The 14,890-nt window shown below is 30.0% G+C and carries 18 protein-coding genes and 1 tRNA gene; 13 read left to right on the forward strand and 6 right to left on the reverse strand.

Annotated features, from left to right (window positions below):
• Nucleotides 1–6: 6 nt before the first annotated feature.
• Nucleotides 7–450 carry a ribosome maturation factor RimP gene (locus tag TMEL_RS07260; RefSeq protein WP_012057619.1) on the reverse strand — a complete coding sequence of 148 codons (444 nt, stop codon included), beginning with the start codon at nt 448–450 and terminating at the stop codon, nt 7–9.
• Nucleotides 451–504: 54 nt separating this feature from the next.
• Nucleotides 505–595: transfer RNA gene (locus TMEL_RS07265), tRNA-Ser, on the reverse strand.
• 98 nt (nt 596–693) lie between these two features.
• Here TMEL_RS07265 and TMEL_RS07270 point away from each other — a divergent pair.
• The 13 genes from TMEL_RS07270 to TMEL_RS07330 are packed head-to-tail and all read left to right on the forward strand — an operon-like array spanning nt 694 to nt 12,579.
• Nucleotides 694–963, forward strand: a complete 270-nt coding sequence (locus TMEL_RS07270; protein WP_012057620.1) for a cupin domain-containing protein — start codon at nt 694–696, stop codon at nt 961–963.
• 22 nt (nt 964–985) lie between these two features.
• Nucleotides 986–1,609 (forward strand): cyclodeaminase/cyclohydrolase family protein, encoded by a 624-nt coding sequence (locus tag TMEL_RS07275; RefSeq protein ID WP_012057621.1) that lies wholly within the window; start codon nt 986–988, stop codon nt 1,607–1,609.
• Nucleotides 1,593–2,696, forward strand: coding sequence for a tRNA guanosine(34) transglycosylase Tgt (gene tgt / locus TMEL_RS07280; protein WP_012057622.1), 1,104 nt, complete (start codon nt 1,593–1,595; stop codon nt 2,694–2,696). The genes TMEL_RS07275 and tgt overlap by 17 nt, the downstream gene beginning before the upstream one ends.
• Nucleotides 2,689–3,468, forward strand: coding sequence for a hypothetical protein (locus TMEL_RS07285; protein ID WP_012057623.1), 780 nt, complete (start codon nt 2,689–2,691; stop codon nt 3,466–3,468). Before tgt ends, TMEL_RS07285 begins: the two co-directional genes overlap by 8 nt.
• Entirely contained in the window at nt 3,469–3,999 is a 531-nt protein-coding gene (gene pyrR / locus TMEL_RS07290; RefSeq protein ID WP_012057624.1) for a bifunctional pyr operon transcriptional regulator/uracil phosphoribosyltransferase PyrR, read from the forward strand. It begins immediately after the preceding gene.
• Nucleotides 3,996–5,282 (forward strand): phosphoglucosamine mutase, encoded by a 1,287-nt coding sequence (gene glmM, locus TMEL_RS07295; protein ID WP_012057625.1) that lies wholly within the window; start codon nt 3,996–3,998, stop codon nt 5,280–5,282. Before pyrR ends, glmM begins: the two co-directional genes overlap by 4 nt.
• A gap of 4 nt (nt 5,283–5,286) precedes the next feature.
• On the forward strand, nt 5,287–5,592 hold the full coding sequence (locus TMEL_RS07300) for a metal-sulfur cluster assembly factor (protein ID WP_012057626.1): 306 nt from the start codon (nt 5,287–5,289) through the stop codon (nt 5,590–5,592).
• A complete protein-coding gene (gene prmC, locus TMEL_RS07305) occupies nt 5,589–6,374 on the forward strand; it encodes a peptide chain release factor N(5)-glutamine methyltransferase (RefSeq protein ID WP_012057627.1) in 786 nt (261 codons plus the stop codon). The genes TMEL_RS07300 and prmC overlap by 4 nt, the downstream gene beginning before the upstream one ends.
• A 5-nt stretch (nt 6,375–6,379) precedes the next feature.
• Nucleotides 6,380–6,835, forward strand: coding sequence for a 50S ribosomal protein L9 (rplI, locus tag TMEL_RS07310; RefSeq protein ID WP_012057628.1), 456 nt, complete (start codon nt 6,380–6,382; stop codon nt 6,833–6,835).
• The gene (locus tag TMEL_RS07315) at nt 6,832–7,671 is read left to right on the forward strand and encodes an MBL fold metallo-hydrolase (RefSeq protein WP_012057629.1); all 840 of its coding nucleotides are present in this window, start codon (nt 6,832–6,834) and stop codon (nt 7,669–7,671) included. Before rplI ends, TMEL_RS07315 begins: the two co-directional genes overlap by 4 nt.
• 11 nt (nt 7,672–7,682) lie before the next feature.
• The gene (locus TMEL_RS07320; protein ID WP_012057630.1) at nt 7,683–8,858 is read left to right on the forward strand and encodes a metallophosphoesterase; all 1,176 of its coding nucleotides are present in this window, start codon (nt 7,683–7,685) and stop codon (nt 8,856–8,858) included.
• Nucleotides 8,855–11,434 carry a CBS domain-containing protein gene (locus TMEL_RS07325; RefSeq protein ID WP_012057631.1) on the forward strand — a complete coding sequence of 860 codons (2,580 nt, stop codon included), beginning with the start codon at nt 8,855–8,857 and terminating at the stop codon, nt 11,432–11,434. Before TMEL_RS07320 ends, TMEL_RS07325 begins: the two co-directional genes overlap by 4 nt.
• Nucleotides 11,431–12,579: a TolB family protein gene (locus tag TMEL_RS07330; protein WP_012057632.1), complete on the forward strand. Its 1,149-nt coding sequence runs from the start codon at nt 11,431–11,433 to the stop codon at nt 12,577–12,579. Before TMEL_RS07325 ends, TMEL_RS07330 begins: the two co-directional genes overlap by 4 nt.
• Here TMEL_RS07330 and TMEL_RS07335 read toward each other — a convergent pair.
• Genes TMEL_RS07335 through TMEL_RS07350 form a run of 4 tightly spaced genes read right to left on the reverse strand, consistent with a single transcriptional unit; the run spans nt 12,568 to nt 14,889 of the window.
• A complete protein-coding gene (locus TMEL_RS07335) occupies nt 12,568–13,485 on the reverse strand; it encodes a hypothetical protein (RefSeq protein ID WP_012057633.1) in 918 nt (305 codons plus the stop codon). The two genes, TMEL_RS07330 and TMEL_RS07335, sit on opposite strands and share 12 nt — an antisense overlap.
• Nucleotides 13,482–14,159 carry a hypothetical protein gene (locus tag TMEL_RS07340; RefSeq protein ID WP_012057634.1) on the reverse strand — a complete coding sequence of 226 codons (678 nt, stop codon included), beginning with the start codon at nt 14,157–14,159 and terminating at the stop codon, nt 13,482–13,484. The genes TMEL_RS07335 and TMEL_RS07340 overlap by 4 nt, the downstream gene beginning before the upstream one ends.
• On the reverse strand, nt 14,147–14,590 hold the full coding sequence (locus tag TMEL_RS07345) for a hypothetical protein (RefSeq protein ID WP_012057635.1): 444 nt from the start codon (nt 14,588–14,590) through the stop codon (nt 14,147–14,149). Before TMEL_RS07345 ends, TMEL_RS07340 begins: the two co-directional genes overlap by 13 nt.
• Nucleotides 14,587–14,889, reverse strand: a complete 303-nt coding sequence (locus TMEL_RS07350) for a hypothetical protein (RefSeq protein WP_012057636.1) — start codon at nt 14,887–14,889, stop codon at nt 14,587–14,589. Before TMEL_RS07350 ends, TMEL_RS07345 begins: the two co-directional genes overlap by 4 nt.
• Nucleotide 14,890 lies beyond the last annotated feature (1 nt).

Here is a 14,890-nt window from a genome sequence, read left to right on the forward strand (position 1 = left end):
CCCCTCCTAAATGTCTATTTCTAAATTTGCTTTCTTTATTTCTTCAAATTTAAATTCTATAAACTTTCCGTCAGTTTCAAATGTTATTATATTATCTACAACATTTTTTATGTAACCGATATAAGTATTTTCCCTTGTTTTAATTTTTGCTTTTTTTCCTGTGAATCTTTCAAAGTCCTTAACATTTCTAAGTGGTCTATTTAAACCAGGTGAAGACACAGTTAAGTAATACTTATTTGGTATTATATTAATTTTATCTAATTCAAATTCAAGTTTTCTTGAAACGTTTTCACAATCCTTAGTACTAATGTAATCATAAGGATTATCAATTATTATTTCTAAAAACCATCTTCCGGATTTGTTGTAATATTTGACATCGAATAATTCAAGGTGGAATTCTTCACATATTTTTTGTGCAATATCTTTAACTTGTGATACTATGTCTTTCATGTTATCACCTCACCTAAACAAATATTAAACCGGGACAACAGTGTCCCGGTTTTTTGGCGGAGAGGGTGGGATTTGAACCCACGGACGCCTTGTGGGCGTCACACGCTCTCCAGGCGTGCGCCTTCGACCTCTCGGCCACCTCTCCAAGAAATAACCAATTAGAATTTTATCACAAATTTGAGATTTTGCAATACCCTTTTTGTTTTTGGTTAATGTGATATAATATTTTTTGGAGGTGGAAATATGGAAGTTAAGATAAAAAAGCCTTCTTTAGAAGAATTAGAAGAATTAAAAGTAAAAGAATGGCCGATTTGGACTAAAGAAAAATCGGAGTTTGATTGGTATTACGATGAAACAGAAATTTGTTATTTTTTAGAAGGGGAAGTTGAGGTTGAGACAAAAGAAGGAAAAATATATAAAATTGGAAAAGGGGATCTTGTGGAGTTTCCAAAAGGTTTATCTTGTACCTGGAGGGTAAAAAAACCTGTTAAAAAACATTATAACTTTATATAACTTTCAAAAGGGGGAGGTTTCTATGAACATTGAGAAATTAACTTTAAAGGAATTTTGTGATATGGTATCTGATAAATCACCTGTGCCAGGTGGAGGGGCTGTTGGGGCTATAGTTGCGGCATTTTCTGCGGCGTTAAATCAAATGGTGGCAAATTTGACTGTTGGAAAAAAAAAGTATGAGGAATACAAAGGGGCGATGGAAGAAGTATTAGAAAATATGGAATACACCAGAAATAGACTACAAGATATTGCAGCAAAAGATATAGAAGCTTTCAATAAAGTCATGGAAGCTCTTAAAATGCCTAAGGATGATCCAAGAAGAAGTGAATTGTTACAAAATGCTTTGAAAGAAGCGGCTGATGTTCCTTTTGAACTTGCAAGAGAAGCCAGAAATATTTTGAAATATTCACAAATTACAAGTAAATTTGGAAATAAAAATGCAATTTCTGATGCATATTCATCAGCTGAATTAGCCATTGCATCATTTAGAATAGCCATGTATAATGTGTTAATAAATCTTTCAAGCATAAAAGATGAAGAATTTGTGAAAAAATATAGAGAAGAGTTACAGGAGATAAGGAATGAAGTAGAGGGAATGTACAGAAGTATTAGGGAGTTGATAAAAGAAAATGGCTTTGAAATTTGAACTGCTAAAGACTCATAAAAACGCAAGACGGGGAAGGATATATCTTCCCCATGGTGTGGTCGAAACACCAACTTTTATGCCAGTTGGGACAAATGCTAATGTAAAGCTAATGACACCTGAAAATTTAGAGGAAATAGGTGCACAAATTATACTGGCAAATGCGTTTCATTTGTATTTGAAACCTGGTATGGAGGTTTTAAGGCATCATAATGGAATACATGATTTTATGAATTGGGAGAAGCCAATTTTAACTGATAGTGGTGGGTTTCAAGTTTTTAGTTTGAGAAAAGGAAGAAAAATTACTAAAGAAGGTGTTTTGATAAAGTCTCCATTAGATGGAAGTATGCGTATGATTACACCTGAGCTTTCCATGGAGATACAAAACTCTATTGGTTCAGATATTGTTATGGCGTTTGATTATTGTGCGGAACCTGGAATTTCACATCAAGATGCAGTAGTCGCTTTGGAATTAACCACTTTATGGGCTGAAAGAAGTTTAAAATCAATTAGGAATATGTCTGATCAATCAATATTTGGAATTGTTCAGGGAGCATTTTACAAGGATTTAAGAGAAAGAAGTGCAAAAGAAATTACTAGTATGGATTTTGATGGATTTGCTATTGGAGGTTTGAGTGTTGGCGAAGGGTATGATATAACCTTGGAAATGACGGAGTTTACTGTTCCCCTTCTGCCTGAAAATAAACCGAGATACTTTATGGGAGCAGGTGCACCGAGGTTGATAGTAGATTTGGTAAATCTAGGTGTTGATATTTTTGATAGTGTATTACCTACAAGAGTTGCGAGACATGGTCAAGCATTAACTTGGAAAGGAAAAATGAATGTAAGGGCGGCAAAATATAAATTTGACAAAAGTCCAATTGATGATGAATGTACATGTTATACTTGTAGAAACTATTCAAGATCATATATTAGACATTTATTTGATAGAGGAGAGGTTTTAGGACAAATGCTTTTGACTATACATAATTTGCATTTTATGATGGATTTGAGCAAAAAAATAAGAGAGAGTATAGATGGGGGTTATTTTGAAAAATTAAGGGGGGAGGTATTAAAATATTATGATTAAAAAGTATTTGATATTTTTGATAGTAGTGATGAGTTTTTTTTCATTTGCAATGAGAAAAATTGAAAATCCGGCTTTAAACGATGAAAATTTTAATAGTTTTGGTTTTTCATATTCTACGTATTTTTCATCAAATTGGATTACAAAATTTGGATTGTTTTATGGAGAGCAAGAACAGGATTTATTTGGGAAAATATATTTATTTACAGAAGATGCAAGTACTGAAAGCATGAATAAAATAGGTTATCTTCTAAATGCAAAATCTTCTAAATTTCAATGGGGTATTGATTTTGAAGTTGGCAGATTTAAAAATTCAACGAGCGAAGGATATTCTTTTAACATGGGGGTTGGTTTTTTAAGTGAAGTTGTTAATTATGTTAAAATAGGTGCTTTTGTTAAAGAATTAACTCTTTTTGCTCAAAGCCCTTTTGAGTTTTTTAAACCTGATGTGGGAATAAATTTAATTGTTGGAAATGAGATGTACAGGTTTTTGACTGATTTTGTGTTTGTAAAACAGGAGTATTTTCAATTTAGTGTTGGTCCAGAATTAAATTTTGATCTTTTAGGTTTTGGATTGTTTTGGTCTCCAGAATATATTATATCTTCAGATTCCTTTTTTAATAAGTTGAATGGATATATTGTGGTAAATGTAGAAAAAATAAGGATATTGTTAGATTTCTTTTATTCTGTGGATAGAAATACGATAACAAATTTACCGATGCATTACGAAAATGCGCTTTATGGATATAGTTTAGCTTTTTGGGTGGGATTTTAAATGAGAAAGATTATGGAACAAGATGATATTAGAAGGTCTTTAATGAGAATTTCTCACGAAATTTTGGAAAAAAATAGAGGAGCAAATGATATAGTATTACTTGGAATATTTACAAGAGGGTATTATCTTGCAAAAAGAATAGCTGAAAATATTAAAAAAATAGAAAGTAAGAAGGTTGAGGTTGGTGGACTTGATGTTGGTCCTTTTAGAGATGATGATAAAAAGACGGAAATTGATAAAAGTGAGATAAATTTTAGTGTAGAAAACAAGGTAGTGGTTTTAGTTGATGATGTTTTATTTACGGGACGAACGGTGAGGGCAGCAATGGACGCAATTACAAATAGGGGAAGGCCTAAGCGTATACAACTTTCGGTTCTTGTGGATAGAGGGCATAGGGAATTTCCCATTAGACCTGATTATGTGGGAAAGAATATTCCAAGTTCAAAAAAAAGGGAATTGGTTAAGGTAAAGATAAAAGAAGTTGATGGAGAAGATGCTGTATATGTTTTTAGCAAGGAGGAGATGGCGTGAAACTTTTTGGTACAGATGGAATTAGAGGAATTGTAAATGAATTTTTAACGCCTGAGATTGCTTTTAGGCTTGGAAATGTGTTAGGAAATATGGTTGATAAGAAGATCTTTATTGCTAAAGATACAAGAGCATCAGGTGATATGTTAGAGGAAGCTTTGGTTGCGGGGATAACTTCTGCGGGGGTTGATGCATATAAATGTGGAGTGTTAACTACTCCAGCTCTTGCATTAATAACTAGATTGGAAAATGCAGCGGGTGTAATGATTTCTGCATCACATAATCCGCCTGAATATAACGGCTTGAAGGTGTTGATGAGGGGATATAAACTTCCTGATGATATTGAAGAACGTATAGAAAGAGAGATGGAAAAAATAAGATACTGCGAGTATAAAAGTGTTGGCAAAGTTATAGAGTATGATTTTGCAAGTGAAGAATATTTTGAGTATATAAAAAAGCAATATAGTTTTCTTGATTTAAGTGGAATAAAACTGGTAGTTGATGTTGCAAATGGTGCTACATATAAGCTAAATCCACAAATATTGGAATATTTTGGAGCAAAACTTGAAGTAGTGAATGATAGACCAGATGGTTTTAACATTAATAGAGATTGTGGTTCAACACATCCTGAAAATGTAAAAAAAAATATTACTGGTAGTAAAATTGCTGTTTTGTACGATGGAGATGGAGATAGATGTATATTTGTAGATGAAAAAGGGGAAGAGTTTCATGGAGATAAGATATTGGGGATTACCGCAATAGATTTGAAAAAGGAAAATAGATTGAAAAAAAATAATGTTGTTTTAACTATCCTTTCTAATATGGGGCTTGAAGAGTTTTTGAAAAATAACGAAATTAACGTTGTAAGAACAAAAGTAGGCGATAGATATATTTTAGAAGAAATGTTAAAGAATGATTATACATTAGGCGGAGAAAGAAGTGGACATATTATTTATCGTGACAAGAGTACTACCGGTGATGGGTTGATAACTACGTTGGAAGTTTTGAGTTCTTTAGTTAAAAGTGGTTTAACATTGCATGATTTATCCAACAGAATACCAGACTACCCACAGGTGATGGTTAATGTTGAGGTGAAGAATAAAGAAATTTATAAAAATAAAAAAGTGTTTTCATTAATGAAAAGTATAAAAGATTACAGAGTAATTATTAGACCTTCAGGCACAGAGCCTGTAATAAGGGTTCTAGTTGAAGGTCCAGACTTAGAAAAAATTACCGATATAGCCAATAAATTCTATGAGTTAATTAAAGAACTAGATAAGGAGTGATAAAATGGCAAAAGTAACTGAAGATATGGTTTGGAATAAACTCAAAGAGGTTATTGATTTTGAAATAGGATTAGATGTTGTTTCACTAGGATTGGTTTACGAGGTAAAAGTAGATGAGAAAGACAATGTATTTGTATTGATGACTATGACAACCCCTATGTGCCCTTTGGCTGGAATGATTTTACAAGATGCAGAAGCAAAATTGAGAGAAATAGAAGGAGTAAATGATGTAAAGGTAGAATTAACTTTTGATCCTCCATGGACTCCTGATAGAGTTGATCCAAATGTAAGAGCTCAACTTGGTATATGAAAGTTTTTGAAGTTGTAAGGATTTTTAGAGAAAATGGGCTTCCAGAATCGGAAGCCTATATTGTATTGAAATATTTAACTGGAAAACCAAAAGAATTTTTTATTGCACACCCTGAATATGAGTTAAAAGAGGTTGGTTTAATTGATTTAATTAATTTAAGATTAAAAAGATATCCCTTGTCTTATATAACTAGGGAAAAGGGATTTTTTAAAAGAAATTTTTATGTAGAAGAAGGAGTTTTGATTCCAAGGCCTGAAACTGAAATGTTAGTAGAAATTACAATTGATTTGATTAAGAAGAATAAAATAAGGAAAATTGCCGAAGTTGGAGTTGGGAGTGGAGCAATAATTATTTCTATACTTTTGAATACAGATTGTACTGGATATGCGACTGATATATCTGAAAAGGCAATAAAAGTTTCTAAAATAAATGCAAAAAGGTATGGTGTCGAAGGTAGATTGAAGATAGTAAAAGGTAGTTATTTAGAACCATTTTTGAGAAAATGGGATGAAATAGAACTTATTGTTTCTAATCCTCCTTATGTAAGATTAGATGCAACTCTTGATTTGGAGGTTGGATATGAGCCGAAGGAAGCGTTGTATGGAGGAAAAGATGGGTTAGATTTTTACAGGAATTTTCTGAAAATGTATGATTTCTCTGGTAAAATAGTAGTTATGGAAATTGGTCATGATCAAGGGGAATGGTTTAAAAGAAAGGGTTGGGAAGTTATTAAAGACTATTCAGGCCAGGATAGAATAGTAATAAAGGATTTTCGGAGGTGAATGGAATGAAGGTAGTATTGTTAAAGGATGTTTCAAAAATAGGAAAAAAGGGAGAAATAAAAAATGTTTCAGATGGTTATGCGAGAAATTATTTAATTCCTAAAGGTTTAGCGTTAGAAGCAACACCAAGAGTCTTAAAAAGGTTGGAAGCTGAAAAAAGGAAAAAGGAGGAAGAGAAAATTCAAATTAAAACTCAAAATGAAGAGCTATTAAAGATGTTAAAAAAGTTTCTATATAAGATACCGGTAAAAGCTGGAGAAAGTGGGAAATTATTTGGGGCATTAACGAATTCCGATATAGCAAAAGCAGTTGAAAAAATTGCAGATGTTAATATTGACAAGAAGTTTATAGTTTTGGAAAAACCTATAAAGGAAATTGGTATGTATGATGTGTTAGTAAGATTGCCTGAAGGTGTTTCTGGAAAAATAAAAGTAGAGGTTATTCAGGAGGGTAAAAATTGAACGTAATAGCATATTCAAAGGCATTATATACAACTTGGATATATTATTCACCTGAGCGGATTTTGTTTGATGCAGGTGAAGCTGTATCTACGTTGTTGAATAATAAAGTTTATGCAATTAAGCATGTTTTTTTAACACATGGTCACGTTGATCATATTTCTGGATTGTGGTCGCTTGTTAATACAAGAAACAATGCAATGGGGGATAGAGAAAAAGCATTAAATATATATTATCCAAAAGGAAATAGAAGTATAGAAGAATATTTGAAGTTTATAAAAAAAATGAATTCAGATTTAAAATTTCAGTTGAATACATTTTCTGTTGAAGAGGGAGAAAAAATAATATTAAGGGATAAAAATCCCAGAAAGTTTGTTATACCTTTTAGAGTGGCACATACGTATAACGAAAAAAGTTTTGGATATCATCTTTTTGAAGAAAGAAAGAAATTGAAAAAAGAATTCTTAAGTTTAGAGCAAGATAAACTAGCTTTATTAGCAAAGGAGTACGGTAGTGATTATTTAACAGAAAATATAGAGAAAAAAATTCTTACTATTTCTGGAGATACGTATCTTTTAAAAAAAGAAGATGTGTTAGATACGGAAATTTTATTTCATGAATGTACTTTTTTCAGGAAAGAAGATAGAAAATATAAAAATCATGCGGTGTTAGAGGATATATTAAAGCTTGTAAAAGGAACAAGTATCAAAAAATTGATTTTGTACCATATTTCTGGAAGGTATGGGAGAAGACCTGAGAAGTTTTTAGAGGAGTATAAAGAAGAAATAAATGGAATTGAAGTGTTTATAGTAAAACCAGATAAGATTTTCAAATTGTGAAGGGATGCGATATGGAAAGGTATTTATTCTTAAGTGATTTGCATGTGGGAGACGGTAGAAGAAAGGATGATTTTGAACAAGATTATTATTTTGAAAAGTTAATCAAGGATTTTTCTGAAAATCCTAATGTTACTTTATTTATAGTGGGTGATGTTTTTGAATTTGTAGAGAGCGAGTTAACTTTGGAAATAGATTTGGATAATTATGAAAAGGATGTCGAGAATCTTTCAGCTGATATTATTGATGAATATGAAAAAAGTCATCCGCTTGTTTTTTCCGCACTTAGGAAAATTGGAAAGAGAGGAAAGATCTATTACATAGTGGGAAACCATGACTATTATATTTTTAAAAATAAAAAACTTTTGGAAAGGTTATTGGAAAAGATACCTAATTTGCAAGTGTTACCGTATTATTATAACGAAAAATTGAAATTATTTGTTGTTCATGGTAACCAATTTGATCCGGTAAATAATTTTTCTATTGAAAAAGAGACGGGGAAATTAGTTCCACCACTTGGAGAGTATATTGTAAAGTATATGATGAAAAATTTTGATTCCAGTGTTAAGGTTCCTAAACAGATAGCAAAGGATTATGATAATGTGAGACCAACTTTGGATTTATTTGATTGGTTTGAGGTTATTTCGAAAAAGTATGATATTGGTATTGATTTGTTAAGATTTTGGATAGATGAATTTTTAAATATGATGAAAACTAAAGAGGCAAAAAAGTGGATGAAAACTAACTATCCATTTTGGAGTATGTTTTCGAAGATATTTTTAAATAATTTTGGCGGAATAAAGTTTGGGGAGCTCTTAGTAAGGATTATTATGAACTTTAGAACCTTGAAAAAAACAGATTATTTGTTGAAAAAGGCTAAAAGAATATTGAATAACAAAATAGATTTGGAAAAGTATATGGTGGGATATAATTTCAAACACGATGTTGGGGGTGTTGATGGAATAATAATGGGACATATTCACAAACATAATTTTAAGGTATTTAATATGCCTGAATCGCCAAAGTTTTATATAAATTGTGGTTCTTGGAAACCAGTTGTTGAAAGAATTAAGGGTAAGGTATTTCATAAGAAAAACGAGTTGTTTTATGCGGTTTTAAATGTGGGAAAAGATGTTGAGATAATCACATCAACGGTTAGCATGTTAAAAAAACGGGAAGTGATATTTTGAAAGTAGTTACTCCGCATAAAGTTCCAGATTTTGATGGGTTTGCTGCCGCTTATGCCTTTAAAAAACTTAATCCAGATTTTGAGATAGTAATTAGTGGGAGATTTCAACAGAATTTGGATGAGTTTTTACATCTTTTTGAGTTTGAATATTTAAGTGAAAAAGAGATAAAAAGTAAGATTAGTGATTTAGTAATCGTTGATACTGGAAATTTAGAAAGAATAGGTAAACAAATTTTAAAAAATGTTGATGAAAACACACCAATAGAGGTTTACGATCATCACCCATTTATTAAAAAACATGATGAACAATTAAAGGTAAATCTTTTTGAATTAGGTTCGATAACAACATATTTTGTTTTAAAAATAAAAGAAAAAAATATTGATATTAATGAAGATGAAGCCACATTATTTGCTATTGCTATATATGAGGATACGGGAAATTTTTTGTACAGTACTACTAAACCAGAAGATTTGGAGGCAGCGAAATTTTTGATAGAGAAAGGCGCAAAGCTAGATTATATACAGGAATTTACAAGTTTAGAAATAAATATGGAGCAGAAAAATTTAATGCATATGCTTAGCGATAATATAGAAATTGTAAAGGTTGGAGATTTGGCTATTGCTATAGCAAAAACTGAAATTGAGAAGTTTATAGGTGGTTTGAATATAATTACGACAAAACTATGGGAATTTGAAAATTACGATACATTAATATCGGTTGTAAGAATGGGTAGAAAAGTATTTTTAGTTGCACGAACCAAAAGTCAAGAAGTAAATATTAAAAAGTTGATGGAAGGATTTGGAGGAGGAGGTCATATAAAGGCTGGTTCTGCAACCTTAGAGAATGTTTCTGTAGATGAAGTTGTTTATAAATTAAAGAATATGCTTCCAAAAGTGGTAAAAAAAATGGTTAAAGCAAAGGATATTATGACTTCACCTGTTAGAACGGTTTTAGCATATGAAACCATTGCCAAGGTTTATGAGCTTATGAAATTAACGGGACATGGTGGTTTTCCTGTAATTGATGGGAATAAATTAGTGGGAATTGTGACGAGAAAAGCCGTGGATAAAGCAATGAGACATGGTTTTGAGGAAAGACCTATTAAATCTATTATGAATACAAAATTAATAACTGTACATGAAAATGACTCAATTTCAAAGGTGAAAAAAATTATGTTAGAAAACGATATTGGTAGAATTCCGGTACTTAATGAAAATAATCTTTTAGTTGGAATAATTACAAGAACAGATTTATTAAATGCAGATTTTAAAAATGTATATGAAGAGGTTAGTGTTAATTTCTTTGAAGATGTAAAACCGTTGCTAATGAAAAATATACCTAACAGATTTTTGAATTTGTTGAGACTTTTAGGGACTTATGGAGATGATTGTGATATTCCTATATATGTAGTTGGTGGATTTGTGAGAGATTTGTTTTTGGGGATAGAAAATTTTGATATTGACTTGGTTGTTGAAGGGAATGGAATGGAATTTGCAAAATATGTTGCAAAACAATTAGATGTAAAAGTGGTAGAACATGAGAAATTTCTAACTGCTTCTTTGTTTTTTAAAGATGGTTTTAGAATAGATGTTGCAACAGCTAGAACAGAGTACTACGATAAGCCAGCGGAACTTCCCAAAGTAGATATAAGTACAATAAAAAAGGATTTGTATAGAAGAGATTTTACAATAAATGCAATGGCAATAAAGCTCAATTCTAAGGAATTTGGAATGTTATATGATTTTTTTGGTTCTCGTAAAGATTTAGAAGAAGGAATTATACGAGTGCTTCATAAATTGAGTTTTGTTGAAGATCCAACTCGTATGGTAAGGGCAGTAAGGTTTGAGCAGAGATTTGACTTTCGAATAGAAGATGAAACATTGGAGATATTAAAGGAAACTTTAGAAGGAGGATATTTAGAAAGAGTAACAGGTCAGCGAATTAGGCAGGAATTGGAAAAAATACTTCAAGAAAAAGACCCTGTGAAAGGAATTAAAAGACTTTCCGAGTTAAATATATTAAATCGTATATTTCCAAAAACATATTTTACAGTACTAATGGAAAAAAAGTTAAAAAATATGTTTTTGGTATTTAAAAGGTTGAAAAATATTTATTCTAAAAATAATATCTTTTACGCTGTTCTAAGAATATTTCTTGAATTTTATGATGTTGAAACTTTGAAAAGTGTTATGCAAAGATATGGATTACCAAAGAAATTTGTTGAGGAATTGAAAAAGATGGAAAAGAGGATAATACCGGTTATTGAAATGATAAAAATGCGTATAAAATTTTCGGATATTTATAAAATACTTGGGAAACCTGTTTTTGAAACGGCAGCTCATATATTGGCGTATTTAGATGATGAAGATTCTAAAAATTATTTTTTTGAATATTTAGAAAGAGTATTTACAGTTAAATTAAATTTAAGTGGTAATGTTTTAAAGGAGAAGTTTAAAATAAAATCCAGTCCTGAAATTGGAAAGATTATGGGAGAAATTTTTTGTATGAAGCTTGATAATCCTTATATAAACGAAATGGAAAAGTTGAAAGAAATTTTGGGAGGGAGAAATGGATGAAAAAATTTTTTTTAGTTTTTTTGTTTTTTTCTTCAAGTTTATTCGCATTTTCAATTGGTGTTATTACACAATACAGTACAGAAACATACGATATTTTGCTTGATGCAAGTAATCTATTAAACAATTATAAAGACTATGAGATCTATTTTTTAACTGATTCTACCACGGCATCTGTTGACTATTACGTAAATCTTTATCTTACATATGATGCTACCGACGATATATATAAGGCAACCTATGAAGATGGAGAATATTTTGTTAGTACACATTTTTCGTTTAATGGTTATAAAAAGTATAGTACTTTTTTGAAGGAAGTCATCTATTATCCTCTTGAAAAAATTTCTATTTATAGGTTAAAAACAAAAGACTTTAAAGATTATCTTCAATTAACCTTTTATCCAGGTGTAGATGAATATGGGGATTTTAAAGATGGAAAATACATATTTATTACAGATAGATTAGGTGGAAATAGAAATATTGCTTATATAGACCTTTCAAATGAATCTTTAAACATACTTCCAGTTTGGGGAAGTAGTGAATATTACCCAAAATTTTCACCTGATTTGAAAAACATAGTATTTCAAGGGTCTTTGCATGGGGCTTGGAATGTTTATGTGATGCCGTTTGAAAGGGATTATGCGAAAAAAATAAAAAGAATTTCTACTGGTACAGCGTATACCCCTGTATGGTATGATAATGAAAACCTCTTATATATCCAAGATTTAGAAAAGGGGAATTTATTGGTAAAGTACAACTTAAAGACAAGAAAGTATGAGGAAATTCATACATTTGGGGATATGGTATTTACACCATTTGCAAGTGGTACAGAAATTTTCTATACATCTTTAAATGGTGCAAATTTTGGTATTTATAAGTATATAGATGGAGAAAATGAAAAGGTGGAAGACACTTTTTACAACGAACATGATCCTGTTATATACAACGATAAATTGATATTTACTTCTAATCGTGATGGTATATATAGGATTTGGATGAAGGATTTAAAAACTTCTAGTGTTACTTGCTTAACAAAAGATATAAATTATGACGTATTTTATCCTGTTATTTCTAATGGACTTTTGTTTTTTTCTGTTTACAAAGATAATGAGGAACCAGATATTTTTGTTAAAAAATTAGATTTTTAGTATGTGCTTTTTTATTTCTTTATCCCAATCTCTAAAGTTATCTTTTGAGATAATTTTTGCCCCTTTAGATTTTGATAGATATATAATAAGTTCATCAGCAGGTGAATGGAAATATACATTCTGAAAATTTAAAACTTTGCTATTTTTGAATATGTATTTTGCATTTTTGTCAAATACTATGTAATAAGGAAAATAAAATTTTTTACCTTCCGAAAGTCTATCGAATACCATTAAAATATTTTCCGGATTTGGATGGGATGTCCAATAACAAATATTGTTACCATCAAGAATAACAGGACATTCTGGTTTTGAAAATATTGCCCTTAGGAGGTATGGATGAATTTTGGAAGAGGATTTGATTTTTTCTTTGCTTATTGGGTCTAGTTCTTTTATAATATCCTTGATCCAGAATATCTTTTCAAAATTGAAAAAAGTTATTTCGTTTATTTCTGTTGTTATATCATTTAAAAAATTTTGTTTTTTAAATGTTTCAAGAGCATATAGTTCAAGAAAGTTTTCTAGTTGTTTTTTTAAGAGTTTTTTTTCCATTTTTTTTATAAACTTTCTATCGTATTCCTTACAAGGAGAAGGAAAAGGAAATTTTAAAGGATTTGACCAAAATAGTAATTCAGCGATTTCTTTTGTTTGAATGCCTATTTCTTCGAAAAGCTTTAATCTATTAAAAAGCTTTCCTTTTCCATAAAGAAGGTTATAAGTGTATAAAGCAAATAAATCTATTTTGGTTTTTTTTAGTTTCTTTTTTAATTCTTTATTTTCGAGATTTTTAATTAAGATTATGTATTTGCTTTCTGTAAGATTATTCAATGATTTTAGAATATTTAAAATAACTTTTTGTTTTCCTTTTAGTTCTTCTAGTCTAAAAAGAAAATCTTGTTCATATATCATTTAATTACCTCCAATTTATACTTTCCATCTATTTTAAAAATAACAACATTGGAGACGAAATTTTTTCCCTTTTTGTTTAAAATAACTGTTAACTTATTGTTTGTTATTATTATTTTTTCAGCGTAACCTAATGGAACATTTTTAAAAAAACCAATAAATTTTATGTCTTTGTTTTTTTGTGTTAGGATATATTCTCTGAGTATTTTTAATATTTTTTCTTTGCTTACTACTTTTGAAGGATAGATAATAACTTCAAATAAGATTGGAGGAATTTTTGATTTTATTTTTGGTTTAGGAATGTCTATGGCATTAATTGTGGTTTTAAAGTAGATATCTTCTTCGTATATATTTACATCTTTACTTTGAAAGGTAAGCGATTTATTATTTATATTTAAATTCTCAAAGGAAATGTTTTTAATTTTAACTCTGCTTTGTGTTATTTCTTCTTTAGCTACATTGATTGTGGTATTCGAAATGCTTGTACTTGAAAGTTTTGGTGTAAACTTAAAATTTCTGGTTACAATATTTGCTTTGATAGATTCATCGTAAAGATTAGTTTTTAGATTAACTTTTTCAAAGGTAACGGTTACATTCATATTTGTTTTTATATCATTGATTTTTATAAGTCCTAACTCTTGTTTGAGGGTTTTTATTACATTTTTTATGATTCGCATATATAACTCAACGCCTTTTCCAATCTTGAAAAAGGTTCTGTAATTTCTATCTTTTCAGAAATCTCTAATATCTTTCCTTTTATTGTATCGTTAAAAGGTGTAATTTTGAAAAATCTATTGTTTATTTCTATGGTTTCACTTGAAGAGGTGTTTATTTCAATTATTAATACAATGTTTTCTTTAAAAGTTAGTGATGGATCGTTTACAAAAATTATTTCGGGTTTGTTTTCTATCTTTTCTATTAAGGTTTTTCCTATTATTTCCACACTTAAGTATTCTTCTAAAGAAGAACCATAAATTATCTTTTGAAGTCCAGTTGGAGTAATTGGTTCGGTATATTTAAATTCAATAGGAATACCCCTTTCATCTATTATTAAAATACCACCTAAGTATTTTTCATTTATCTTTCTTACTGAGAAGTATCCAATCAAATTCTCACATCCAATATATGCGAATTTTCTGCTTCGACTATTTTATTTTCATTTTTGCGTCCTTTTTTATTGTAAAAATCCCTTTTATTTTTGTTACCTTCATCAGTTGAACTTCTAACATTTTTATTGGGGGTTTTTTCAATGTTTTTTGGAGATGTTCTTTCCTTTTTTATTCTCTCATTTAGTTGTTGGGCACTTATTTCAGCTGCAATGTTGGTGTAATTTTGTAGATTACTAAATTGCGTTGATTTTTCTACACTACTTCTTAAATAAATTGGATGTAATTCGATGGGTTCCATA

The organism is Thermosipho melanesiensis BI429, from assembly GCF_000016905.1.
Classification (GTDB): Bacteria; Thermotogota; Thermotogae; order Thermotogales; family Fervidobacteriaceae; genus Thermosipho; species Thermosipho melanesiensis.